Consider the following 22,273-nt stretch of genomic DNA (forward strand, 5'->3'; position numbering starts at 1 on the left):
CAGCCTTTGTGCCGTCAAATCGTTCACCGTTGTTGGTGCCAGTAATTTTTCCCATGATGACTCTAAGCCAGGCGATTTGATTTATAAAAATTGATAAGGTAATTTTGCCATAAATCTGTGATTTTTGATAGTATGGTGATTACAAAATACAAAAATCTATTTAATATGTGGAAAAACTCACCAAGCCGACAATCAAATTGACGGTTCAGAAATGGAATCATCCGTTGTCTATCCCTGAACTGAGTTCACTGCGGCCGTGATTAGGATGTCGCGCCCCTCTGAGGTTCGCTTGAGTTGGACCTTGAACATCGTGGCTTGCAAGGTCTTCCGATCACTTGATTGAGGCGCGCCTAACTTCTTTGCGCCTCTTTCGTTTTGACAACAGCATTAGTCTGCTGCTTTGGGAGGACGACACTTTGACCGACTCAATGTTGCGGTCCCGCTGTTGCTTTCGCATTCTTCACCAAAGTATTTGCGTAAGAAATGAATTATTGTTTCCAAGTCCACTTTTGATGTGTAAAAAATGTGAAAAAAGGAATAATGAAAATGCAAAAAAAAGTCGCCACTAAATAATGGAAATCAAGAATATAAAAAAAGGAATTAACTGCCAAGGTGATGACGAAACTAAAAAGAGAGGCGATCAAAAATCTAAAGTAAAGATGAATTTTAAGTGCTTGATCGAAAACAAAAAAAGAATTAATAAAATAAGATATTAAATTAACCAATAGGAAAGACGAAGAGGATGAGATAATAACATTAATTCCAGCCAATCCAGTGAGAATGTAAATAAATAAAAAATTTAAACTTGTGTTAAAAATACCAACCAAGAAAAATTTAGATATACTTAATTTAATCATTATTATTATTGATAAATTCTCTGATAATATAAGCTGGGCGTTGTTTGGTTTCGGTGAATATAAGTGAAATATACTCGCCCAAAACTCCAATGCCAATTAATTGAATACCACCCATAAACAATACGGCAATTATGGTAGATGCATATCCAGGGGTGTCAACGCCGAAAACAAGTGTTTTGATTAAAATTAAAATTGAATACAAAAAAGAAAATGAAGCAACAGATAGGCCTATATATGTCCAAATTTTTAAAGGTAGGGTGGTAAAATTGAATAGACCATTAATTGCTAGTTTATATAAACTCATTAAAGTAAATGAAGTTGCACCCTTAAGCCTAGGGGCAACTTCATATGAAATATTGACTGTTTTGAAGCCGACCCAGCTGTAAATGCCCTTCATGAATCTATTTTTTTCAGGAAGTGAGTTGATAGCATCAACAACTTTGCGGCTCATCAATCTAAAATCTCCTGAATTCAATGGCAGAGGGTGTTCAGTCATTGAGTCATTTATTTTATAAAAGTAATTGGTTAATTTACCTCTTAAAAAACCATCATTTTTACGGTCTATTCTAGAAGCAAAAACAACGTCCCAACCTTTTAAATGAACATAAACCATTTCTTCAATAAGTTCAGGTGGGTGCTGTAAGTCTGCATCAATAGGAATCACTACATCACCAAATGCATGCACAAGTCCGGCGCTCAATGCCGCCTCTTTACCAAAATTCCTAGAGAAATCTATGATTTTCATTTCAGGAATAAGGAGTTCTTTCAATACCACGAAAGAAGAATCACTGCTGCCATCATTGATGTAAATCAATTCGTAGGGATGCGATATTTTTTTCAATGTTGAAATCAGCCTATTGTGTAAAAAAGGAAGATTTTCAGATTCATTGAAAACTGGAATAATGATTGAAATCAACATAAATTATCTTTTCCAATTTAAATTAGGTGTGACTGTACCAGCTTTTAATAAGGGAGAGTAAGTAGACCATCCTGTGGGGTCAGTATACTTGAGAATGATATTCATGTCTTTATGGGGATCAATTTGAATATTTAAAGACCCTTGTCTTCTAAACTTAATTACTCCGTAACTTTCCGGAAGCAGTATTTCATACGATCCAACTGAGTAGGGCCCGAAATACCAATCAACCCGATCAGGAGCCTTTGATATTTTTAAATTTATGAATAGCGGTTCATCCGGACGTAAAGAACTTTCAAATCTCTTTTTGATATTTACAAGGTCAAAAGATTTGTCTTCAATACATTGACACTCTAGACTATAAATCCAGAATTGATCCTTGATATCGTTGATGAAAAATCCATCAATAATTATTTTAATATTATTTTCACTTTTTAAAATATTGCTTTTTAAATCAAATAGTCCAGCAATAAACCAACCTGAATCAAGTACAGTTTTACTAGGAAATAGGTTGACCATGCTTTTATTTTCTATGATGAATTTAGCGTGGGCATCAAATTCTTGTCCAATTAAAATGGTATCAGCTCTAAATTTATGTGACTGCTTGGCTGACAATGGAAGTGTTAGCAGACAAAAAATCATGAAAATAATTTTGCCGATATTTTTTTTAAAAAATACCAAGAAGTTAAATATTGATACGGTTATAAATAAGCTTGCAAAAGCCCAAAAAGCAAATAAATATCTGTCGGGATAATTGATTCCTGGGTGATTCATTAAGGGGGCGAGTGGCAGAAGTAATGAAATCAAAGTGACCGAAATAAAAATGATGCGCGACGGTTTTTTAAATAGATAAATAATGGATAATAATAAAATCGCAAATGAAGGAATTTGCCATAATTCCCCAAAAATGAGTTCAGGTATTTTTAAATATCCGCTGAAATACTTTTCAAAATCAATGCCATTGCTGGGGTTTCCAGTAGAGTAACCTCCAATTGCAGATGGTAGCATGTACAGACGCCAAGCTGTATAAGCCAACCCTACTGTAAAATGAGAAAGAAAAATTTTATAATTTAATGTTTTATTGTTCCAGTAAATTAAAATTAAAATAACAATGAGTGGGACGTAAATTTCTTTGCATAAGGTTGCTATTACATAAAAAAATAAAGAATATACAATGAACTTGTTTTCTTTGGTATTGGTAAATTTGATGCTGAATATGATTGAGAGCAGGCAAAAAATCATACCCTCAATATAATGCCTTGTCATTAACTGCTCGGTCACTGCATAGAGCGGGGCACCAGATATAAATAAAATAAAACATAAAAATCCTGATTTGAAATGATTTGTCAATTCATTGGACAGATGAATCATTAAATAAGATAAAAATACCAACGATAATAAATGATGGCAGTAAAAACCAAGAGGATTCAATCCAAATATTAAATAATCAATTTTAAAGCTTAAAATTAACCAAGGGGTTAAATTATTTGATGAAAATTTTCTCCAAATTTCTGGGTTTGTAAAATTATCAAATATACTGGTGTTATAGGCGTGTAGAAGTATTTGTGAGTCATCCCACCGCCAATTTGCATTGAAAAGGTGTTGATTAAAACCAATAAATATCAGGGTTAAAAATAACAAGTATTTTAGAGATATGTGATTGAAATTCATAGCGCTAGAGAGATGAGTCGATAGATGCTAAACAATGGACGCCTATAAAAACTCTGGGACAACAGAGGTCGGGATCTCCGAAGCAAAGCAGAGGCCAAGGGTCGTGGGTTCGATCCTCGCCAGCCGCACCAAACGCAACGTTGCCTCCTTCATGGTGGCTTCTTTGTTGTGAACACCCCGGTCAAGGTGTTGTGGGGTCTGACGTTAGCGTCTCTTGAACCCGACGTGCACCTGTGAAGCGTTTGGTCCAATAAGCTGCTCGCAGGTCATCCACCCGCACCGCCTTTCCTGCGCTGGGGGCATGGATGAATTTGCCATCTCCAATGTAAATGCCCACATGGCTGAAAGTTCGGCGCATGGTGTTGAAGAAAACCAAATCGCCAGGATTGAGCTCATTGCGATCAATCTTTTCAGTTGATTTGGCTTGTTCGTCGGCGCGACGCGGTAACAATCGCCCCACAGAGGTTTCGTAAATGTGACGCACAAAACCGCTGCAATCAAAGCCAGTATCGGACGAAGACCCACCGCGTTTGTAGGGAACGCCGAGAAGCGTCATGGCTTTGCCCAACATCTGGTTGGTTTTTTCGCCGACCGTGGTTTTGACCTGGTCACCCAGCATGATCAGGTTAACTGTTTCGTTGGCACGCTTGTCCATCGGCACCTGTGCGTCTTCAGGGGCTGCAAAGGTGAGTGAGGCGGCCAGCAACAAGCAGGCGGCCACTGAAAAAGCCCTAAAAATCACGGTTGGGATATTGATGCATGGGAGGGCGATGATAACAAGCCAATAACGCTTTGGCACAGCGAGTCTCTGTGGCGCTCAAAACCACCTTAGAGATATAGCGCTTCAAACTCCGTAGCGGTCTCTGTATGCTTGGACTTTGGGTAAGTGCATGCCCACTTCATTGCCGGTCTGGGCGGATAAATAAGCCAGCAGGTCTGACAGTTGGGCGATGCAGCACACGCTCATGCCCAGCGTATGGCGTACATATTGAACAGCACTGTGCGGCACGTCCAAGACCGAACCGTCGGCTTGTTTTTCGGTGGCCATTTCCTGGCGGTCCAGAGCAATGGCCATCGCATGGGGTGTGGCCCCTGCCGCTTCGATGAGTGCAATCGACTCGCGAGCAGCAGTGCCCGCGCTCATCACGTCGTCCACGATCAGCACGCGTCCCTTGAGCGGCGCGCCCACCAGAGATCCGCCTTCACCATGGTCCTTGGCTTCTTTCCGGTTGTAGGCGAACGGCACATTCTTGCCCAGTCGAGCCAACTCGATGGCCACGGCCGCGCCCAAAGGGATGCCCTTGTAGGCGGGGCCAAAGATCATGTCGAATTCGATGCTACTGGCCAACAGGGCTTTTGCATAGAATTGTGCAAGTCGGCTGAGCTTGGCTCCATCGTCAAACAGCCCGGCGTTGAAAAAGTAAGGGCTCATGCGGCCAGCTTTGGTCTTGAATTCGCCAAAGCGCAGGACGCCTGAATCGACCGCAAACTGCACAAATTCCTGAGCGAGCGCCTGCATCTCGGCGCTGCTTGCCTTGCCTGTCACCATGGAGAAATCCTTGTTCAAACTCACCAGCCTCAACCTCAACGGCATCCGTTCGGCGACGACCAAAGGGGTCGCAGCTTGGCTGGCGCAAGAAAAGCCTGATTGTATTTGCGTGCAAGAGGTCAAAGCACAAGCCCCAGATGTGGAGGGCAAGTTCGAAGAACTCGCTGGCTTAAAGGGCCACTTTCACTTTGCCGAAAAGAAAGGTTACTCGGGTGTGGGTGTCTACACCCGCCACGAACCCAGCGATGTGGTGGTGGGTTTTGATGGCGGCGAGTTCGACGCCGAAGGCCGTTATTTGGAAACGCGTTTCGATACGCCTGCGCGCAAAATGTCGATCATCAGCGTTTACTTTCCCAGTGGTTCGTCAGGCCCAGAGAGACAAGAGGCCAAATTCCGTTTTCTGAACAAGATGTACCCGCACCTCATGGCGCTCAAGGCCGAGCGCGACTTCATTGTCTGCAGCGACGTGAACATTGCCCACCAACAGGCGGACCTCAAGAACTGGAAAGGAAACCTCAAGAACAGCGGTTTTTTACCGGAAGAACGCGCCTGGATGACCCAGCTGACGACAGAAGGCGGCATGGTGGATGTGTATCGCCACTTGAGACCCGAAACCACCGACGATTGCTACACCTGGTGGAGCAACCGGGGCCAAGCCTATACCAACAATGTGGGGTGGCGTTTGGACTACCACTTGGCCACACCCGCTGTGGCCGAAAAGGCCCGCACGGAGCACATTTACAAGGGAGAAAAGTTTTCGGACCACGCGCCCGTGACCATCGTGTATGAAGGTTTGCTCTGACCGTTTGGCGTCTCGCGCTCAGCCGCGTGTGTAGGTGAGCATGCGGCCTTTGTAAGCGGCTTGGTCATTGTGAGCCAGTTGGTCCAGAATTTTTTCATGCATGGAAAAGCCCACACGTGCCATGTGTTTGTGAAACGCCGCGCGGTTCCCCCGGTTGGGGTCTACCACCCAGATTTCTGAAGTCTTTGCCGCATGGGCGTCAATGAAGTGGGCCAGAGTGCCTTCGTCGTCGCGCTCATAGAGAATGTCGCTGCCCACAATCAACTCAAACAGCCCGCTCACACTGGCGTCTTGGGCCGATGTCAGCACAGGTAAGCCGTCTTCGCGCAAGGCGGCGATGCCCCATAAACCATGGCGATAGTCCATCGGAGGCAAGCCGTTCAGACGGGTGTTTTCATCTAAAAAAGCATGTGTGAGCGGGTGACAGTCACTGGCCGTGACGTTGGCACCGCGTCGGTGCGCAATCAAACTGGACAGAGCCAATCCGCAGCCAATTTCCAAAATGCGCTCACGGGTCACGGGCCGAAGGGCCATGCGTTCGGCCAGGCGCTGACCCGAAGGCCAAAGCAATCCAAACAATGGCCAAGTGGCCGATGAAATGCCCAAATTCAGGGCCTCATCCATCGGGTCATGGAACTGGTTTTTGTCGAGCAGGGAGCGGATGAGCAAGTCGTCCACGCCCAACACCGCAATGCTTTCCTGTTTGGTCAGGTAGCCGGGAGAGATGGGTTGCAAAAGGGCAATCGTTGCAGCGCAATAACCGAATTTCAATGGCGCTGACTGATCTGACTGTACACCTTGCTCGATCAGCGAAATAGCAGTGTCTGTGTGCATCAACGCACGGTCATGGGCTGCGCTTGGATGGAAGATGGATACGACCTTCATCGTCAACGGATTCAACAGAAAGCACTTATGCCAAAAAAACTTGGGCGCCCTGTTGGGTATTGCTCGTGTCGCAAGGGGTGATGGCCCAAACCATGCAAAGCATCCGACGACGACAGGCTAAAAAATAGCCAAAATAATCTACCATCATGACCCTCTTCCTGCGCCAACGGTTGATCTGGCACACGAAAAATGAAATGTAGGCCCCCCTTTTGTCAGAGACGGCGTCCTTGGATCACACGCACCAAGATCACCACGATGGCCACAACCAGCAAGACGTGGATCAAGCCGCCCATGGTGTAGGACGAGACAAGGCCCAACAGCCACAACAGCACCAAGACAACGGCCAGTGTTTCAATCATGGCGTCCGCCTATTTCTTGATTTCATGGCCAATCACACCGCCCACTGCGGCGCCGCCCAATGTGCCCGTCGTGCTGCCGCCGGTCAGGATGGCGCCACCGACAGCCCCGACGCCCGCACCCATGGCGGTTTTTTTTCTTGCTGTGTCATCCCCGCGCAAGCGGTGATGAACAGACCGACGAGGACAAGCAGGGCGGTGTTGGTGGTTCGGATCAACCTACTCAGATGGACGAAGGTAAAAGATTTGTGCACAAAGGTTTGTGGCCCAAGGCACACAGACGGTGAAGGCTGTCCGATTCGACGTTGCCTTTTCTATAATTCCCACATGCTTCAATACCAAACCATTCCTGTCACGCCCTTTGAACAAAATTGTTCGCTCATTTGGGACGATCAAAGTCGTCAGGCCGCCGTTGTGGACCCGGGCGGTGACCTGGATTTGATCTTGGACGTGGTGCGGCGAAATGGCTTGAAGCTCGAGCAGATATGGATCACCCATGGCCATTTGGACCACGCTTCGGGCACGGCCGACTTGGCCGAACAAATGGGTGGTTTGCCCATCATCGGGCCCCATCCGGCAGATCAGTTCTGGATCGATGGTTTGCCTCAGGCCGCGGCGGCTTATGGCTTTCCACCGGCACGGGTTTTTCATCCCACACGTTGGTTGGCCGATGGCGACACCGTTTCGCTGGGGGCGCACACCTTGCAAGTTCGCCATTGCCCTGGCCACACGCCTGGCCATGTGGTGTTTTATTCGCCAGAGATCAAGCGTGCTTTTGTGGGCGATGTGCTGTTTGCTGGCAGCATTGGACGCACCGACTTTCCGCAAGGCAACCACGACGACTTGATCGCCAGCATCACCCAGCGCTTGTGGCCCATGGGACACGACACTGTCTTCATTCCTGGCCATGGACCCGAGAGTACGTTTGGTCGTGAGCGGCAGAGTAATCCGTATGTTCGGGACAAGTGACTGGGCCAGTGGCTGACCCAGCTGGGCATGGCATCAAGATCAGCCGATCAACGGCTCAACCCCGTCGCGCTTTTTCGTACAGGTGTTGAACCTTCGGCAGATTGGCTTGAAGTTCTTCGATGCGGTTGGCACCACTGGGGTGTGTCGACAAAAACGAGGGACTGCCATTGCCGCTGGCCGCTTGCATTTTTTGCCAAAGGCTCACGCTGGCTTCGGGTTTGTAGCCACCGCGCGAAGCAATTTCAAGCCCCACCAAATCCGATTCGGTTTCGTCATCGCGGCTGTATTTGAGCGTGAGCAGTTGGGTGCCCAAGTTGGCGGCCACGTCCCCCAGTTGGCCCAAACCCAGAAGTTGCGATGCAATCGACAGGCCGATGTTGGTGGCTTGGCTTTTGGCCAATCGCTCGCGGGCATGTTCTCGCAGGGCGTGTGCCATCTCGTGCCCCATGATCATGGCCACTTCGTCGTCGTTCAGCTTCAGCTGGTCCAAGATGCCGGTGTAAAAAGCAATTTTTCCACCTGGCATGCACCAGGCGTTGACCTGTTTGCTGCCAATCAGGTTGACTTGCCACTTCCAGTCTCTCGAGCGTGGGTTCCAAGGCGCGGTGTGGGGAATGAGTCTTTGCGCAATGGCGTGCAAACGCTGCAGCTGAGGATGGTCATCTTGTGCCAAGGCACCCTTGGCTCTGGCTTCGGCCAGCACCTGTGTGTACTGCTGACGTGCCGAGTTTTCCAGCGTTTCAGCAGGTACCAGTTTGCGCAAACTTGAAGATGAACCCACCTCCACTTGCGCCAAAGCGCCGGTTGCCGCTGTCGCACCTGCAGCCAGCAGGAAAGCGCGTCGCGCTTGCCAACGCGGCGTTGAGATGGCGCCGGACTCCGGGCCAACAGGAGAGGTTTTGAAGTTGCAAATCAAGCACATGGTGGGTCAATGATATCGAATGGGGGCACTTCGAGTTGGATGTGACCTGCGGTCCTCCGTCGATAATGAGGGTATGGCCAATCACACCACTCCTTCAAGCCCTGCCGATGCGCCAGTGCCAAGTCCGGTGCCATCTTGGCGCGATGCCCTGCGCCTGTATGTTCAACCGGCCAGCCTGCGCATGCTGGCCTTGGGCTTTGCTGCAGGGCTGCCCTTGTTGTTGGTGCTGGGCACGCTCAGCTTCCGTTTGCGCGAGGCGGGGATTGACCGCAGCACCATCGGTTACCTCAGCTGGGTCGGTTTGGCGTATGGCGTGAAATGGATGTGGGCCCCTTTGGTTGACCGCATGCCGATTCCTTTGCTCACGCGTCATTTGGGCCGCAGACGCAGTTGGTTGTTGTTGTCGCAGCTCGTCATTGCGGGTGGGTTGGTGGGCATGGCCCTGAACGATCCTTCTCAACTGCTGGGCCCTTTGGTGGCCTGTGCGCTGGCCGTGGCGGTGGCCTCGGCCACGCAGGACATTGCTTTGGACGCCTACCGCATCGAATCGGCCGAGGTCAACGCCCAAGCGGCTTTGGCGGCCAGCTACCAAACAGGCTACCGCCTGGCCATGATCTGGGCCGGGGCGGGCGTGTTGTGGATCGCTGCCTGGGCGCAAGGCGAGCAGGCGACAGGGTATGCCCAGTCGGCTTGGCAAGTGGCTTACCTGGTCATGGCGCTGAGCATGCTGCCGGGCATGTGGGTGGTGCTGGCCTCGCCCGAGCCGGTGCCTGCGCCCTTTGCGCCTGCGCGCAACGTGGCTGAGTGGCTCCAGGGCGCGGTGGTCGAGCCCTTTGTTGATTTTTGGCGGCGTTACCGCTGGCAGGCGGTGCTGTTGCTGGCCTTGATCGCTGTTTACCGCATCAGCGATGTGGTGATGGGCATCATGGCCAACCCGTTTTATGTGGACATGGGTTTCACCAAGACCGAAGTGGCCAGCGTGACCAAGGTGTATGGCGTGATCATGACCTTGGTGGGTGCGTTTGTTGGGGGGGTGATGTCCGCGCGATGGGGCGTCATGCGCGTGCTCATGCTGGGCGCTGTGCTCAGTGCCGCCAGCAATTTGCTGTTTGTCTGGCTCAGCGGTTTGGGGCACGATGTGCAGGCCCTGGTCTGGGTCATCTCGGCCGACAACCTGGCCAGCGGCATTGCGACTGCCGCGTTCATTGCCTATTTGTCCTCGCTCACCAACATCAGCTATTCGGCCACCCAATACGCCTTGCTCAGCTCCATGATGCTGCTGCTGCCCAAGTTCATTGCAGGCTTTTCGGGCGATTTTGTCGATGCCCATGGCTACGCCAGTTTTTTCACTGCCACGGCTTGGTTGGGCTTGCCTGTGTTGGTGTTGGTGGCACTGGCGGCGCGGGTGCACCCGCTCGTCGCGCCTCAAATGGGCGCCAGCGAAACGTGATACCCAAGCTCGCTTGAGCCAAAATTCAACGCGGTCGCAGGGTGCTCATCCAAAGGCTGATGCTGATCAGCACCGACAGCGAAGTGGTGTATTGGTTGTGTGCAAAATTCACGTTCGACATGCTGCAGCTCATGTGCACGAAACAGATGCCGGCCACGGCAAGGGCCGATGCGGTTTGATGGTGCTTGTGCAGCTTCCAGCTCAACCCAACCAGACCGACGATGTAGAACATTTGACTGAGCAGCCCGGGTAAGCCATGGTCCAGCAGCTGGTTCAGGTATTCGTTGTGGACATGGCCAAGATGTTTGATGGTGGTCGAGCCTGACATTTCTGCCCATTCGGCCAATTTCTCTTTGCGGCCGTCATGGCCATATCCGATCCAGGGCGACATTTGGATGGCCGTCCAACTTTGTTGCCATAAATAAATTCGGGCACCCACCGAGCTGTTCGCGCCTTTTTCGACAGATTGCTGAGATACCGATATTTCATGGGAAGCCTGCCTGATGGATTCCAAAGGACGCTGGAATACAGGGCTCTGACTCATCAGTGCCAAACCCACCAACCATGCGATGACGATCAAAGCCCGACGTGTGAACGCTTGGCCTGTGATGGGCGGGGTCGTCTTTGCATACTTTCGCTTGGCCACGAAGTGGTGAACGCAGACCACAATCCACCAAAGAACAATGCCGAATGCACCACGGCTTTGACTGGACAGCACGGCCATCACCGCCAACAGACCACCTGTGAACCAGATGCGCCTGTGCTTCACTGCAAAGTCTGTCTTGAGTGACAAAGCCAGCAAGACTGCGCTGGTCATGGCTATTGAACCTGCCCAGGGAATGGGGTGTGTGGACAGGTTCTCCCGTCCGTACATGACAACCCAGATCAAGCCAGCCGCACTGCTGATGGACAAAGCGTAGGCGATGCTGGACAGTGCCTCTCGCTTCAAACCTTGCCATCTGGCCAGTGCATAGAGAGCCAAGGCACCCAGGAACAGACGAAGTTCACCATGTCGCTCACCCCAGGGGTCTGTCCAATACACCATGGGGATGGTCTTGGCCAGCAATGCGGCCAGTGTGATCCACAGCCAAGCCTTGAGCAAGGTCTCACTGGCGTTGGGGCGAAGACCCCTGTGGTTTTGTACCCATTCCCATGTCCCGGCCAGAATGAGCAGCACCCAAGCCAGTCCAATGGCTTTGCTGTAGAGCGATGAAAGCCCCAATGCAGCCAGCAGTGTCAGTTCAAAAAAATGGCGTGTCATCCCATGACCGTAAAATTTTCTACATGCGAATCACATGAAAAACCGTTTGAGTTTTTTGCGCCATAAGCGCAAGCCTGTCGGGTTGGCGGCACTGGGGCTCACACTTTGGCGTTCGCCAATGTGTTCGCAGCAGCCCGGAAACATGTAAGCCGTGAAGCCACCTTGGGACCGGATGTGCCTGGAAATGTGGCGTTCTTTTTTAAATGGCGCGAATCCGCCCAATTGTTTCCAAACATCCAATTTGGCCAAGTGGGGGTTGAATGTGAAGCCGTGCCATTGGGCATGCAGTTTGTCCAATCGGTGGTAGTGGTGGCCATTTTCTTCGCAGTCTAGGATCTGCGCACGGGCATCCTCTGGCATGTGAAAGTCGGCCACTTTGCGCAGACACACTTGGCTGATGTTCGCATTGGCCTCAAGCAGCAGCATGGCGCTGTGCAGATCGATCGTTTCGTCGAACACCCAGTCATCTTCGCAATGAAAGACATAGGGTGTTGAGATGAGCCGATACATGTGGTCAACCGCTTTGTGGTGGCCAAGTTGGTGATCGGGGCTGATCAGTTGTCCCTGTGGGCAAAGTCGCTTGAACATCTCATTCGTGGCGTCATCCCGGAAATCGTTGATCGCGATGATTTGCTTGAATTCAACGCTTGCAAGCAGGCTGTCTAAAGTTCTTTTTAGCAGGTCTGGGCGCTTTCCAATGGTCAAGCACAAGGTGACAAGTTCCATGGCGTGTCCTTTGTTGCCATCCACTTGCGAGGGTGCCGCAGACTGGGGTGGCATCAGCGCTTGACGATCTTGTGCAGGTGCGCGCGGTCATAGCGCAGCATGGCGTATCGGAAGAAGGCTTCCAAGGCCACAAAAAGGCAGTAAAGAAAACCCTCCGGCCCACACAGAAAACCGCGTCTGAAAATGTAGAGTTGAATGAAGCTGGCCAATCCGGAGGCGAAACCGCGCAAAATCCCTCCGGTCTTGCCCTTTTGGGCCCGTTTGGCTGCACCCAGTTGCGCGTACTGGGCCAACTTTTGGATGCTGCCGTAAATGGTTTCGCGCGAATGGTGCAACAAGCGCGCCTTGAACGTGCGCACAGGCAATGGGCCCGCTTTCATGGTGGCGCCTTCGTGCACCACCCCTTCAAATCGGTCAATGCTGGCGCTTCGGAACATGCGTTGCACACCGCCTGTGGTTTTCATCAGGCTCAGAGCCCGGCCATACGCGACCTGATCCCACATCACTTCCCAAATCACATCGTCGCCAGCCTGCACTGCTTGCCGTATTTCTTTCTCGAGTGCGGGTGTGATTTCTTCATCGGCGTCCAGAAAAAAGATGAAATCACACCGGCAATGCATGAGCAGGCGGTTGCGCTGTTCGGCAAAGCCTTGCCAGTCAGGGTAGTTGTGCACATCGGCGCCAGCTTCGAGGGCCAGAGCCTGTGTTTGGTCATGGCTGCCGCTGTCGATGACCAGGATCTGGTCTGCGAAATGTGCGCTTCGGATGCACTGAACGATCCGATTTTCTTCATTCAGCGTCAGGATGCCAATGCAAAGACTGGGGCTGTTGGCGGGGGCGATCATGGGCGTGGCTGGGGTTGAAAAACCACGAGCCCGTTGCCGGGCCCGTGTTTGTTCAGTGGTGGTGACCCACCACCTCCCCGGCTTTCAATTGGTAAACCGTGCCGCAATAAGGACACTTGGCGTGGCCATTTTTGGCCACGTCCAGATACACCTTGGGGTGGCTGTTCCACAGTTTCATATCGGCTTTGGGGCTGGGGCAAAACACACCGCCTTGGGGGTTCAGGTCGGTTGCCAGCAGTTCGACAGCTTGGGTGTTCATGGGGGTGTGTTCCTCAAACCAAGGTCAGCCAGTGTGCGTATTTAGGGTTGCGTCCATTGACAATGTCAAAGAACGCCGATTGGATCTTTTCGGTGATGGGGCCACGGCTGCCCACATAGCCGTCTTTGCCCAACTCGATGCGGTCAAGTTCGCGAATGGGGGTGACTTCAGCGGCCGTACCGGTGAAGAAGGCTTCGTCGGCGATGTAAACCTCGTCGCGCGTGATACGCTTTTGAACGATCTCCAGGCCCAAGTCCTTGGCGATGTGGAAAACGGTGTTGCGGGTGATGCCGTTCAAGGCGCCAGCCGACAAGTCGGGCGTGTAAATCACGCCATTTTTCACCACAAAGATGTTTTCACCAGCGCCTTCAGACACAAAGCCCGAGGTGTCCAGCAACAGGGCTTCGTCGTAACCTTCGTCGGTCACTTCCATGTTGGCCAAGATGGAGTTGGTGTAGTTGCTCACCGCCTTGGCTTGTGTCATGGTGATGTTGACGTGGTGGCGGGTGTAGCTGGAGGTCTTCACGCGGATGCCGCGCTTCAAGCCTTCTTCGCCCAGATACGCGCCCCAGGTCCAGGCGGCCACCATCAGGTGGATGGTGTTGCCCTTGGGGCTGACGCCCAACTTTTTGTCGCCAATCCAGGTCAAGGGGCGGATGTAACCGCTTTCCAGATGGTTTTCGCGCACCACATCGCGCTGGGCCTCATTGACCTGCGCTTGCGAGAAAGGGATGGCCATGCGCAAGATCTTGGCGCTGTTGAACAGGCGTTCGGTGTGCTCTTGGAGGCGAAAGATGGCCGTGCCTTGCTCTGTTTTGTAAGCGCGCACGCCTTCGAAGGCACCACAGCCGTAGTGCAAGGTGTGGCTGAGCACATGGATCTTGGCATCGCGCCAATCGACCATCTGGCCGTCCATCCAGATTTTGCCGTCGCGGTCGGACATGGAAGGGATGACAACGCTCATGAAAGTGTCCTTTAAAGAAGCTGCAATTGGCAGGATGGGGAAGATTTTAAGGGTTTGGCACTTCGGGGCGTACCAGTGCCCATTCGGTCAACTTGCCGCCTACAAAAGTACAGGTCACCACCGATTGGCTGGTGTCCGTCCAGGTATAGACCTCGGGTTGGGTGTCTTTTTCACTCAACAGCAACCCCAAAGACCGTGTCATCGCAATCACATGCATCAAGGTGGCCCCTTTTTGCAGCCTGGCGTTGAGCATCACGGCGCTGGCCACATGGCCAATGGGCCGGTTGGCGGCCTTTTTCAAAATGGTCACCATGCGGGTGAAGTGCAGCAAGATCCACATCACCACGCCGCCTGCCGCCAAGGCAATGCCTGCCCATTGAAAGGCTTGCCAGGCACCGACAGTGAAACCCACAATGACCAGAGGGGCCAGTATTTTGTTGAAATTCATGGGGGCCGATTGTGCCTTGACTGCCCAGGGCTCAGTCCAGTCCCCGCACGACCTGCATGGCCTCTTCGATGCGCTCGACCGGGTAGATGGTCAAGCCCTCAAACGACTTGTCGTGCTTCTTGGGCGCATTGGCCTTGGGGACCACCGCCACTTTGAAGCCCAGCTTGGCCGCTTCTTTCAATCGGTCTTGACCGCGGGGGGCCGGGCGCACTTCGCCTGCCAGGCCCACCTCGCCAAAGGCAATGAAGCCTTTGGGCAGGGCTTTGCCGCGCAGGCTGCTGGTGATCGCCAGCATCACGGCCAAGTCAGCGGCCGGCTCGCTGATGCGCACGCCGCCCACCGCGTTGACAAACACGTCCTGGTCCATGCAGGCCACACCCGCATGGCGGTGCAACACCGCCAGCAGCATGGCCAGCCGGTCCCGGTCCAGACCCACGGACAGACGCCGTGGGCTGGGACCACCGCTGTCCACCAGCGCCTGTATTTCCACCAACAAAGGCCGTGTGCCCTCTAAAGTGACCATGACGCAGCTGCCAGGAACCGGCTCAGCGTGTTGGCTCAAAAAGATGGCGCTCGGGTTGCTTACCCCTTTGAGGCCCTTTTCCGTCATGGCAAATACGCCAATTTCGTTCACCGCTCCAAAGCGGTTCTTGATGGCACGGATCAGCCGAAAGTTCGAGTGGGTGTCGCCTTCAAAGTACAGCACCGTGTCCACCATGTGCTCCAGCACGCGGGGCCCGGCCAAGGCCCCTTCTTTGGTCACATGGCCCACCAGCACGATGGTGGTGCCGGTCGATTTGGCGGTGCGCGTGAGGTGCGCGGCGCATTCCCGGACTTGCGCCACCGAGCCCGGGGCGCTGGTCAGTTGGTCCGAATACACAGTCTGGATCGAGTCGATGATGGCGATGCCCGGTTGGCGCGCCTGCAAGGTGTGTAATATTTTTTCAAGCTGGATCTCGGGGAGCACCGGCACTTGCGAGTCGGGCAGGCCCAGCCTGCGCGAACGCATGGCCACTTGTGCCCCGCTTTCTTCGCCTGTCACATACAAAGTGCTCATGCCGCTGCGTTGCAATGCATCTACCGCTTGTAACAACAAAGTGGATTTGCCGATGCCCGGATCGCCACCGATCAGCACCACCCCACCTTCGACCATGCCGCCACCCAGCACGCGGTCGAGTTCGTCGATGCCGGTGGGATGGCGTTCAAAGTCTGCCGCTTCGATTTGCGCCAGCGGCAAGACCTCCGAAGTGGGCGCCAGTGAGGCGTGCACCGAGCCAAAGCGATTTTTGCCACCAGCGGGCTCGGCCGAGCCTTCGATCAGGGTGTTCCAAGCGTTGCAGCTGGGGCATTTGCCCATCCAGCGGGCGCTGGTGCCACCGCACTCGGTGCAGGTGAATATCGATTTGTCTTTGGCCATGGAGGGATTGTGCCTTTGGCCCTGTCCCGTTCGGTGCATGCAGGCCCACAAATTTTCAATCGGCTGCTTGCCATGCGCTGATGAAGTCCCGTGTGATGTCGGTGGCGCTGATGTTTTGGACGCTGGCTGCGTTTTGACCCGACCACAGGGGCGTGAAATCGCTCAGGCCTTGCGCCTCTGCTGCGGCCCGCAAGGGCGCGATGCCGGCGGTGGCCAACGGAAAAGCAGGCGCCTGCTGACTCAGGGCGCCCAATTCGCGCATGACGCGGTTGACGATGCCACGTGCCGGGCGACCGCTGAACAGGTTGGTGAGGGCCGTGTGCTGCGCCGCAGGCGATTGCAGCGCTGCTCGGTGCAAAGCGCTGGTGGTGGCCTCGTGGCTGCACAAATAGGCTGTACCGATTTGAACGCCAGATGCGCCCATCTGCCTGGCCGCCGCAACGCCCTGAGTCGTTGCGATGCCGCCTGCTGCGATCACGGGCACACGCACCACATTCACGATTTGGGGCAACAGTGCGAAGGTGCCGATTTGGGTGCTCAGGTCATCGGTCAGGAACATGCCCCGGTGCCCACCGGCTTCCAGGCCTTGGGCGATGATGGCGTCCACACCTTGCGCTTGCAGCCACAACGCCTCTTGCACCGTGGTGGCAGACGACATGACCCAACTGCCCCAGCCCTTCACCCGTGCCAGCAAATCGGGTGTGGGCAAGCCGAAGTGAAAACTGACCACTGCGGGCTTGAAGGCCTCCAGCACATCGGCGCTGTCATGGTTGAAGGGCACACGCCCTGGGCCCGATGGGATGCTGTCCGCATCCAGACCCAGTTCGCGGTAATACGGGGCCAAGGTCTGCTGCCAACGGGCATCTCGCGCTGGGTCAGGCAAGGGCGGGGTGTGGCAAAAAAAGTTGACGTTGTAAGGCGCATGGGTCCCCGCCTTCAAGGCCATCAGTTCCGTTTGCAGGTCTTGCGAGCTGAGCATGGCGGCGGGCAATGAGCCCAAACCACCGGCTTCGGAAACGGCCAAGCAAAGGCGGTGGTTTTGAGCGCCCGCCATGGGCGCTTGGACAATTGGTGCGCGCAGGCTGGACAGCAAGGTATGGATGGACATGGGGTGCAGGCTGAAGCCATTCAAAGGGAGACAGGCGCATCTTAAAGAAAAGCACATCGTCTGCACTCAAATGCAGGAGGTATCCCCTGCCCCTCAGTACAAACCCGGATGAAAAGAGGTGCTCATTCATTTAACATGTTAAATAAATGAGCCCATCCACCGCCTTCGTTCACCGCAATTTGCCTCGCCTGCTGCTCCAAGCCCGTGAGGCCGTGATGGCCCATACCCGCCCGAGTCTGCGCGAGCATGGCCTGTCTGACCAGCAGTGGCGCGTGCTGCGTGTGCTGGGCGAGCAAGCCCATGACCCGGCGGGCACGGAAACCGGCCGCGTCGCCCGGGATGCTTATTTGCTTGGGCCCAGTTTGACCGGCGTGCTCTCGCGCATGGAGCGTGATGGCTTGATCGAGCGCGCGCGTTGTCCGCAAGACGCCCGCCGCACCGTGGTGCGCGCGACCGCGCTGGGCCTGGAGAAGGTGCAGGCGCTGTCGCAGACCATCGAGGCGCACTACAGCTGGATGGAGCAACAACTGGGCAAGGCCAAGCTGGGCCAACTTTATGCCCTGCTCGACGAGGTGATCGCACTCGAAACGCCCGAAATTGAAACGCCAGAAGAGCTGGCCGAGGAAGAAGAACGATGACCCCCTGGACCCCGACATGGCAGCCAAACGGCACGGTGTATGGCACGTTGCTCAACTTCCGTCGCGAATGGGACCTGTGGTCTCCACGCATGACGCAAGACCCGCACAAAGCTGCGCCGCAAGCGCCCGTGCTCTACGTCAAGACCGCCAACACCTTCAGTCCTGCTGGGCAAGACCTGTTGCTGCAAGATGGTGTGACCGAAGTCGACATCGGCGCAACGCTGGGCCTGGTGATTGGAGAGGACGGCCAGGTCGCAGCCGCTGTGTTGCTGGGCGACTGGTCTGTGCCGCATGCGAGTTATTACCGCCCGCCGGTCAAGTTTCGCTGCCGCGATGGTTTTCTGGCATTACCGCAGCAGGTGACGCCCGGTCAGGTGCAGGATTGGGCTGCCTTGCAGCTTCAAGTGCGGGTCAATGGGAAGGTGGTGCAAACCGTTCAACTCAGCGATCTGATGCGCGACTTGCCCACACTGCTGGCCGATGTGGACGAATTCATGACCTTGCAGTCCGGCGATGTGCTGATGGTTGGGACCGATTGCATGCCCGATGGCACAAGACCACGCGCTAAAGCGGGGGATCGGGTCGAGATTTCTGCGCCCGGGTTCGACACGGTGACCACCCAAGTGAAGGCTCAGGCATGAAACACGCACGCATCGCCTGGTCCGGCGCCATCCAGCAAGCCGTTGAAGACGACGGTCGTTTGCGCATCACCCAAGGCCCGCACAAGGGCTGCCTTGTCGCTTTGGACGATGTCGTCTGGCTGCCGCCGCTCCAACCGGTGTCGCAAGCGCGTACGGTGATCGCGTTGGGCTTGAATTACGCCGACCACGCCAAGGAGCTCGCCTTCAAGGCGCCCAAAGAGCCGCTGGCTTTCATGAAAGGAGAAGCCTCGCTGATCGGCCACAAGGCCTTCACGAAGCGCCCCGCCAACGTGAAGTACATGCACTACGAGTGCGAGTTGGCCGTGGTGGTGGGCCGCACCGCCCGCCGCGTGAAGAAATCCGATGCGTATGACTTCATCGCCGGTTACACCGTGGCCAACGACTACGCCATCCGCGACTACCTGGAAAACTGGTACCGCCCCAACCTGCGCGTGAAAAACCGCGACACCTGCACGCCGATCGGCCCCTGGCTGGTGGACGCCGCGGATGTGCCCAACCCCATGGCCCTCAAGCTTCAAACCAAGGTGAACGGAAAAGTCACGCAAAGCGGCAGCACTGCTGACATGATTTTTGATGTGCCTACGCTGATCGAGTACTTCAGCAGCTTCATGACGCTCAAGCCCGGCGATCTGATCTTGACCGGCACGCCCGACGGCATCGTCGATTGCCAACCCGGCGATGTGATCGTCACCGAAATTGAAGGCATCGGCGCATTGACCAATACCATCGTGAAAGCCAACCCATGAAAATCGACCACCTGATCAATGGCCAAAGCGTCGCGGGCAGCGACTACTTTGAATCCGTCAACCCCGCCACCCAAGAGGTGCTGGCCGAAGTCGCTTTGGGTGGTGAGGCGCAAGTCAACGCAGCCGTCGCAGCCGCCAAAGCCGCTTTCCCCCAATGGGCCGCTACACCCGCGACCGAACGCGCGAAAATCATGCGCAAGCTGGGTGACCTGATCACCCAGCACGTGCCCGAGATTGCGGCAACCGAGACCCGGGACTGCGGCCAGACCATCAGCCAGACCGGCAAGCAATTGGTGCCGCGTGCGGCCGACAACTTCCATTACTTTGCCGAGATGTGCACCCGCGTGGACGGCCACACCTACCCCACGCCCACGCACCTGAACTACACGCTGTTCCACCCGGTGGGCGTGTGCGCGCTGATTAGCCCCTGGAACGTGCCCTTCATGACCGCTACCTGGAAGGTCGCGCCCTGTCTGGCCTTTGGCAACACCGCCGTGCTGAAGATGAGCGAACTTTCACCCATGAGCGCTGCGCGTTTGGGCGAGCTGGCGCTCGAAGCCGGTGTGCCCGCTGGCGTGCTCAACCTGGTGCACGGCTACGGCAAAGAAGCGGGCGAGCCCTTGGTCTCGCACCGCGATGTGCGGGCCATCAGCTTCACCGGCTCCACCGTCACCGGCAACCGCATCGTGCAAAGCGCGGGCCTCAAGAAGTTCAGCATGGAGCTTGGTGGCAAGAGCCCCTTTGTGATTTTTGAAGACGCCGACCTGGACCGTGCGCTGGATGCCGCCATCTTCATGATTTTCAGCAACAACGGCGAGCGCTGCACCGCAGGCAGCCGCATCCTGGTGCAACAAAGCATTTACGCCGACTTTGCCGCCCAATTTGCCGAGCGTGCCAAACGCATCACCGTGGGCGACCCGCTGGATGAAAAAACCATCGTCGGCCCCATGATCAGCCAAGCCCATCTGGCCAAGGTGCGCAGCTACATCGAACTCGGCCCCAAGGAGGGTGCAACGATGTTGTGTGGTGGTCTGGACCGGCCGGGCTATGCAGCCAACTTGCCTGCCCATGTGCAAAACGGCAACTTCGTCTGGCCCACCGTTTTTGCCGACGTCGACAACCGCATGCGCATTGCGCAAGAAGAAATATTCGGTCCCGTGGCCTGCTTGATCCCCTTCAAGGACGAGGCCGACGCCATTGAAAAAGCCAATGACATTGAATATGGCCTGTCGAGCTATGTCTGGACCGAAAACCTGGGCAAAGCGCACCGCGTGGCCGCTGCGGTAGAGGCGGGCATGTGTTTCGTCAACAGCCAGAATGTGCGCGACCTGAGACAACCTTTTGGTGGCACCAAGGCCAGCGGCACTGGCCGCGAAGGGGGCACCTGGAGCTACGAAGTGTTTTGTGAGCCCAAAAACGTGGCGGTCAGCCTGGGCGGCCACCATATTCCGCATTGGGGGGTTTGACCATGCAACAACTCGACAACTTCAAAGGCAAACGCCATGGGTAAGCTCGCATTGGCCGCCAAAATCACCCACGTGCCCAGCATGTACCTGAGTGAGATTCCAGGCCCCCGCTTTGGCACGCGCCAAAGCGCCATCGATGGCCACAAAGAGATCAGTCGGCGCTGCCGCGCCCTGGGTGTGGACACGCTGGTGGTGTTTGACACCCACTGGCTGGTCAACGCGAATTACCACATCAATTGCGCGCCGCACTTCAAGGGCAGCTACACCAGCAACGAGCTGCCGCACTTCATTCACCACATGGCGTTTGAGTCACCGGGCAACCCCGAACTGGGGCATCTGCTCGCCCAAGTGGCGAACGCGCAAGGCGTGGAAACACTGGCACACGACAACACCACACTCGACCCCGAGTACGGCACGCTGGTGCCCCTGCGCTACATGAACGACGATCAGCACTTCAAGGTGGTCTCGGTCTCGGCCTTGTGCATGGTGCATTACCTCAACGACAGTGCCCGCTTGGGATGGGCCATGCGCGAGGCGGTTGAAAAGCATTACGACGGCAAAGTGGCGTTTCTGGCCAGCGGCTCGCTCTCACACCGTTTTGCACAAAACGGTTTGGCGCCGGAATTTGCACACAAGATTTGGAGCCCTTTTCTGGAGCAGCTTGACAAGCAGGTCTTGCAGATGTGGGGCAACCGCGAGTGGAAAGCGTTTTGCGAGATGCTGCCCGAGTACGCGAGCAAAGGCCACGGCGAAGGCTTCATGCACGACACCGCCATGCTGATGGGCGCTTTGGGTTGGACCGGCTACGAAGGTGCGGTGGACATGGTGACCCCCTACTTTGGGGCCAGCGGCACGGGGCAACTCAACGCGATTTTTGAAGTCACACCGCAGGACGGCGCCAAAGTACCGCCGGCAGTGGCCAGCCGTGCTGAGGGCTACACCGCCATCAGCACCCGTCTTTGAATGTTGTGAGGTCGATATGCCCCATCTCGTGATCCTCTACACCGGTCAGCTCGACAGTGAGGTCAATATGACCACCCTGTGCCGACAGATGGCAGATGCCATGCTCACCGTGAAAGACGAAGAGAACAAACAGGTCTTTCCCACGGGCGGTACGCGAGTCCTGGCCTACCCTGCGCCGCATTACGCGGTAGCCGATGGCGGCGCAGCTGGGCGCCAAGCAGGGGGGACTGGCGATTACGCATTTGTGTACCTGAATGTGCGCATGGGCCGTGGCCGCAGCGAGGCGACGCAGCAACGCGCCGGGCAAACCCTGCTCGAAGTGGCCAAAGCCTTTTTTGCCCCCGTCATGGCGCAGCGCCACATTGGCATCACGCTCCAAATCGACGTGGGCCA

Annotated in this window: 25 protein-coding genes and 1 pseudogene; 9 read left to right on the forward strand and 17 right to left on the reverse strand. The window is 54.7% G+C overall.

The features are described 5' to 3' along the window. Nucleotides 1–488: 488 nt before the first annotated feature. The 5 genes from Q0O19_RS14010 to pyrE form a co-directional block, all read right to left on the reverse strand. Nucleotides 489–857: a GtrA family protein gene (locus tag Q0O19_RS14010; RefSeq protein ID WP_366939052.1), complete on the reverse strand. Its 369-nt coding sequence runs from the start codon at nt 855–857 to the stop codon at nt 489–491. Further along, nucleotides 850–1,776, reverse strand: a complete 927-nt coding sequence (locus tag Q0O19_RS08095; RefSeq protein WP_295521688.1) for a glycosyltransferase family 2 protein — start codon at nt 1,774–1,776, stop codon at nt 850–852. Before Q0O19_RS08095 ends, Q0O19_RS14010 begins: the two co-directional genes overlap by 8 nt. Before the next feature lie 3 nt (nt 1,777–1,779). After that, nucleotides 1,780–3,444, reverse strand: coding sequence for a hypothetical protein (locus Q0O19_RS08100; protein ID WP_295521692.1), 1,665 nt, complete (start codon nt 3,442–3,444; stop codon nt 1,780–1,782). A 181-nt stretch (nt 3,445–3,625) separates the two neighbouring features. Continuing rightward, entirely contained in the window at nt 3,626–4,099 is a 474-nt protein-coding gene (locus tag Q0O19_RS08105; protein WP_295521757.1) for a C40 family peptidase, read from the reverse strand. Nucleotides 4,100–4,288: 189 nt separating this feature from the next. Then, nucleotides 4,289–4,993, reverse strand: coding sequence for an orotate phosphoribosyltransferase (pyrE, locus tag Q0O19_RS08110; RefSeq protein WP_295521694.1), 705 nt, complete (start codon nt 4,991–4,993; stop codon nt 4,289–4,291). Here pyrE and Q0O19_RS08115 point away from each other — a divergent pair. Further along, entirely contained in the window at nt 4,992–5,795 is an 804-nt protein-coding gene (locus tag Q0O19_RS08115) for an exodeoxyribonuclease III (RefSeq protein ID WP_295521697.1), read from the forward strand. The genes pyrE and Q0O19_RS08115 overlap by 2 nt on opposite strands. Nucleotides 5,796–5,813: 18 nt before the next feature. On the opposite strand, the gene Q0O19_RS08120 is transcribed toward Q0O19_RS08115, so the two are convergent. The 3 genes and pseudogenes from Q0O19_RS08120 to Q0O19_RS08130 form a co-directional block, all read right to left on the reverse strand. Further along, nucleotides 5,814–6,629, reverse strand: a complete 816-nt coding sequence (locus tag Q0O19_RS08120) for an SAM-dependent methyltransferase (RefSeq protein WP_295521700.1) — start codon at nt 6,627–6,629, stop codon at nt 5,814–5,816. Between the two features lie 263 nt (nt 6,630–6,892). Next, nucleotides 6,893–7,039 carry a lmo0937 family membrane protein gene (locus Q0O19_RS08125; protein ID WP_295521703.1) on the reverse strand — a complete coding sequence of 49 codons (147 nt, stop codon included), beginning with the start codon at nt 7,037–7,039 and terminating at the stop codon, nt 6,893–6,895. Between the two features lie 9 nt (nt 7,040–7,048). After that, nucleotides 7,049–7,254 (reverse strand): annotated as a pseudogene (locus Q0O19_RS08130) (glycine zipper 2TM domain-containing protein). Nucleotides 7,255–7,363: 109 nt separating this feature from the next. Between Q0O19_RS08130 and Q0O19_RS08135 the strand changes: the two are divergent. Further along, complete coding sequence (locus Q0O19_RS08135; protein WP_295521705.1) at nt 7,364–8,005, forward strand: MBL fold metallo-hydrolase; 642 nt, start codon at nt 7,364–7,366, stop codon at nt 8,003–8,005. A gap of 55 nt (nt 8,006–8,060) precedes the next feature. Here Q0O19_RS08135 and Q0O19_RS08140 read toward each other — a convergent pair whose 3' ends face one another. Beyond that, nucleotides 8,061–8,927 carry a M48 family metallopeptidase gene (locus tag Q0O19_RS08140; RefSeq protein WP_295521708.1) on the reverse strand — a complete coding sequence of 289 codons (867 nt, stop codon included), beginning with the start codon at nt 8,925–8,927 and terminating at the stop codon, nt 8,061–8,063. Nucleotides 8,928–9,000: 73 nt separating this feature from the next. Between Q0O19_RS08140 and Q0O19_RS08145 the strand changes: the two genes are divergently transcribed. Beyond that, complete coding sequence (locus Q0O19_RS08145) at nt 9,001–10,377, forward strand: AmpG family muropeptide MFS transporter (RefSeq protein WP_295521711.1); 1,377 nt, start codon at nt 9,001–9,003, stop codon at nt 10,375–10,377. Nucleotides 10,378–10,402: 25 nt separating this feature from the next. On the opposite strand, the gene Q0O19_RS08150 is transcribed toward Q0O19_RS08145, so the two are convergent. Genes Q0O19_RS08150 through Q0O19_RS08185 form a run of 8 tightly spaced genes read right to left on the reverse strand, consistent with a single transcriptional unit; the run spans nt 10,403 to nt 17,405 of the window. Further along, nucleotides 10,403–11,638: an O-antigen ligase gene (locus tag Q0O19_RS08150; RefSeq protein WP_295521714.1), complete on the reverse strand. Its 1,236-nt coding sequence runs from the start codon at nt 11,636–11,638 to the stop codon at nt 10,403–10,405. A gap of 30 nt (nt 11,639–11,668) precedes the next feature. Further along, nucleotides 11,669–12,364, reverse strand: a complete 696-nt coding sequence (locus Q0O19_RS08155) for a glycosyltransferase family 2 protein (protein WP_295521717.1) — start codon at nt 12,362–12,364, stop codon at nt 11,669–11,671. 53 nt (nt 12,365–12,417) lie between these two features. Then, nucleotides 12,418–13,209 (reverse strand): glycosyltransferase family 2 protein, encoded by a 792-nt coding sequence (locus Q0O19_RS08160; RefSeq protein ID WP_295521720.1) that lies wholly within the window; start codon nt 13,207–13,209, stop codon nt 12,418–12,420. A 52-nt stretch (nt 13,210–13,261) separates the two neighbouring features. Next, nucleotides 13,262–13,468, reverse strand: coding sequence for a zinc-finger domain-containing protein (locus tag Q0O19_RS08165; protein ID WP_295521723.1), 207 nt, complete (start codon nt 13,466–13,468; stop codon nt 13,262–13,264). A 13-nt stretch (nt 13,469–13,481) separates the two neighbouring features. Beyond that, nucleotides 13,482–14,432, reverse strand: coding sequence for a branched-chain amino acid transaminase (locus Q0O19_RS08170; RefSeq protein WP_295521726.1), 951 nt, complete (start codon nt 14,430–14,432; stop codon nt 13,482–13,484). A gap of 46 nt (nt 14,433–14,478) precedes the next feature. Next, nucleotides 14,479–14,880, reverse strand: a complete 402-nt coding sequence (locus Q0O19_RS08175) for a glycerate kinase (RefSeq protein WP_295521729.1) — start codon at nt 14,878–14,880, stop codon at nt 14,479–14,481. A gap of 31 nt (nt 14,881–14,911) precedes the next feature. After that, nucleotides 14,912–16,297 carry a DNA repair protein RadA gene (gene radA / locus Q0O19_RS08180; RefSeq protein WP_295521732.1) on the reverse strand — a complete coding sequence of 462 codons (1,386 nt, stop codon included), beginning with the start codon at nt 16,295–16,297 and terminating at the stop codon, nt 14,912–14,914. Between the two features lie 55 nt (nt 16,298–16,352). Next, nucleotides 16,353–17,405, reverse strand: a complete 1,053-nt coding sequence (locus tag Q0O19_RS08185; protein ID WP_295521735.1) for a nitronate monooxygenase — start codon at nt 17,403–17,405, stop codon at nt 16,353–16,355. 146 nt (nt 17,406–17,551) lie between these two features. Between Q0O19_RS08185 and hpaR the strand changes: the two genes are divergently transcribed. The 6 genes from hpaR to Q0O19_RS08215 form a co-directional block, all read left to right on the forward strand. Beyond that, nucleotides 17,552–18,043 carry a homoprotocatechuate degradation operon regulator HpaR gene (gene hpaR / locus Q0O19_RS08190; RefSeq protein WP_295521738.1) on the forward strand — a complete coding sequence of 164 codons (492 nt, stop codon included), beginning with the start codon at nt 17,552–17,554 and terminating at the stop codon, nt 18,041–18,043. Further along, complete coding sequence (locus tag Q0O19_RS08195; protein WP_295521740.1) at nt 18,040–18,684, forward strand: fumarylacetoacetate hydrolase family protein; 645 nt, start codon at nt 18,040–18,042, stop codon at nt 18,682–18,684. The genes hpaR and Q0O19_RS08195 overlap by 4 nt, the downstream gene beginning before the upstream one ends. Then, nucleotides 18,681–19,451, forward strand: coding sequence for a fumarylacetoacetate hydrolase family protein (locus Q0O19_RS08200; RefSeq protein ID WP_295521743.1), 771 nt, complete (start codon nt 18,681–18,683; stop codon nt 19,449–19,451). Before Q0O19_RS08195 ends, Q0O19_RS08200 begins: the two co-directional genes overlap by 4 nt. Beyond that, nucleotides 19,448–20,917, forward strand: a complete 1,470-nt coding sequence (gene hpaE / locus Q0O19_RS08205) for a 5-carboxymethyl-2-hydroxymuconate semialdehyde dehydrogenase (protein WP_295521746.1) — start codon at nt 19,448–19,450, stop codon at nt 20,915–20,917. Before Q0O19_RS08200 ends, hpaE begins: the two co-directional genes overlap by 4 nt. A 36-nt stretch (nt 20,918–20,953) precedes the next feature. Then, entirely contained in the window at nt 20,954–21,880 is a 927-nt protein-coding gene (hpaD, locus tag Q0O19_RS08210) for a 3,4-dihydroxyphenylacetate 2,3-dioxygenase (protein ID WP_295521750.1), read from the forward strand. Nucleotides 21,881–21,896: 16 nt separating this feature from the next. Then, a partial coding sequence (locus tag Q0O19_RS08215; protein WP_295521753.1) for a 5-carboxymethyl-2-hydroxymuconate isomerase occupies nt 21,897–22,273 on the forward strand: 377 nt, incomplete at its 3' end.

The organism is Limnohabitans sp. Rim8 (assembly GCF_945869175.1).
Classification (GTDB): domain Bacteria; phylum Pseudomonadota; class Gammaproteobacteria; order Burkholderiales; family Burkholderiaceae_C; genus Limnohabitans_A.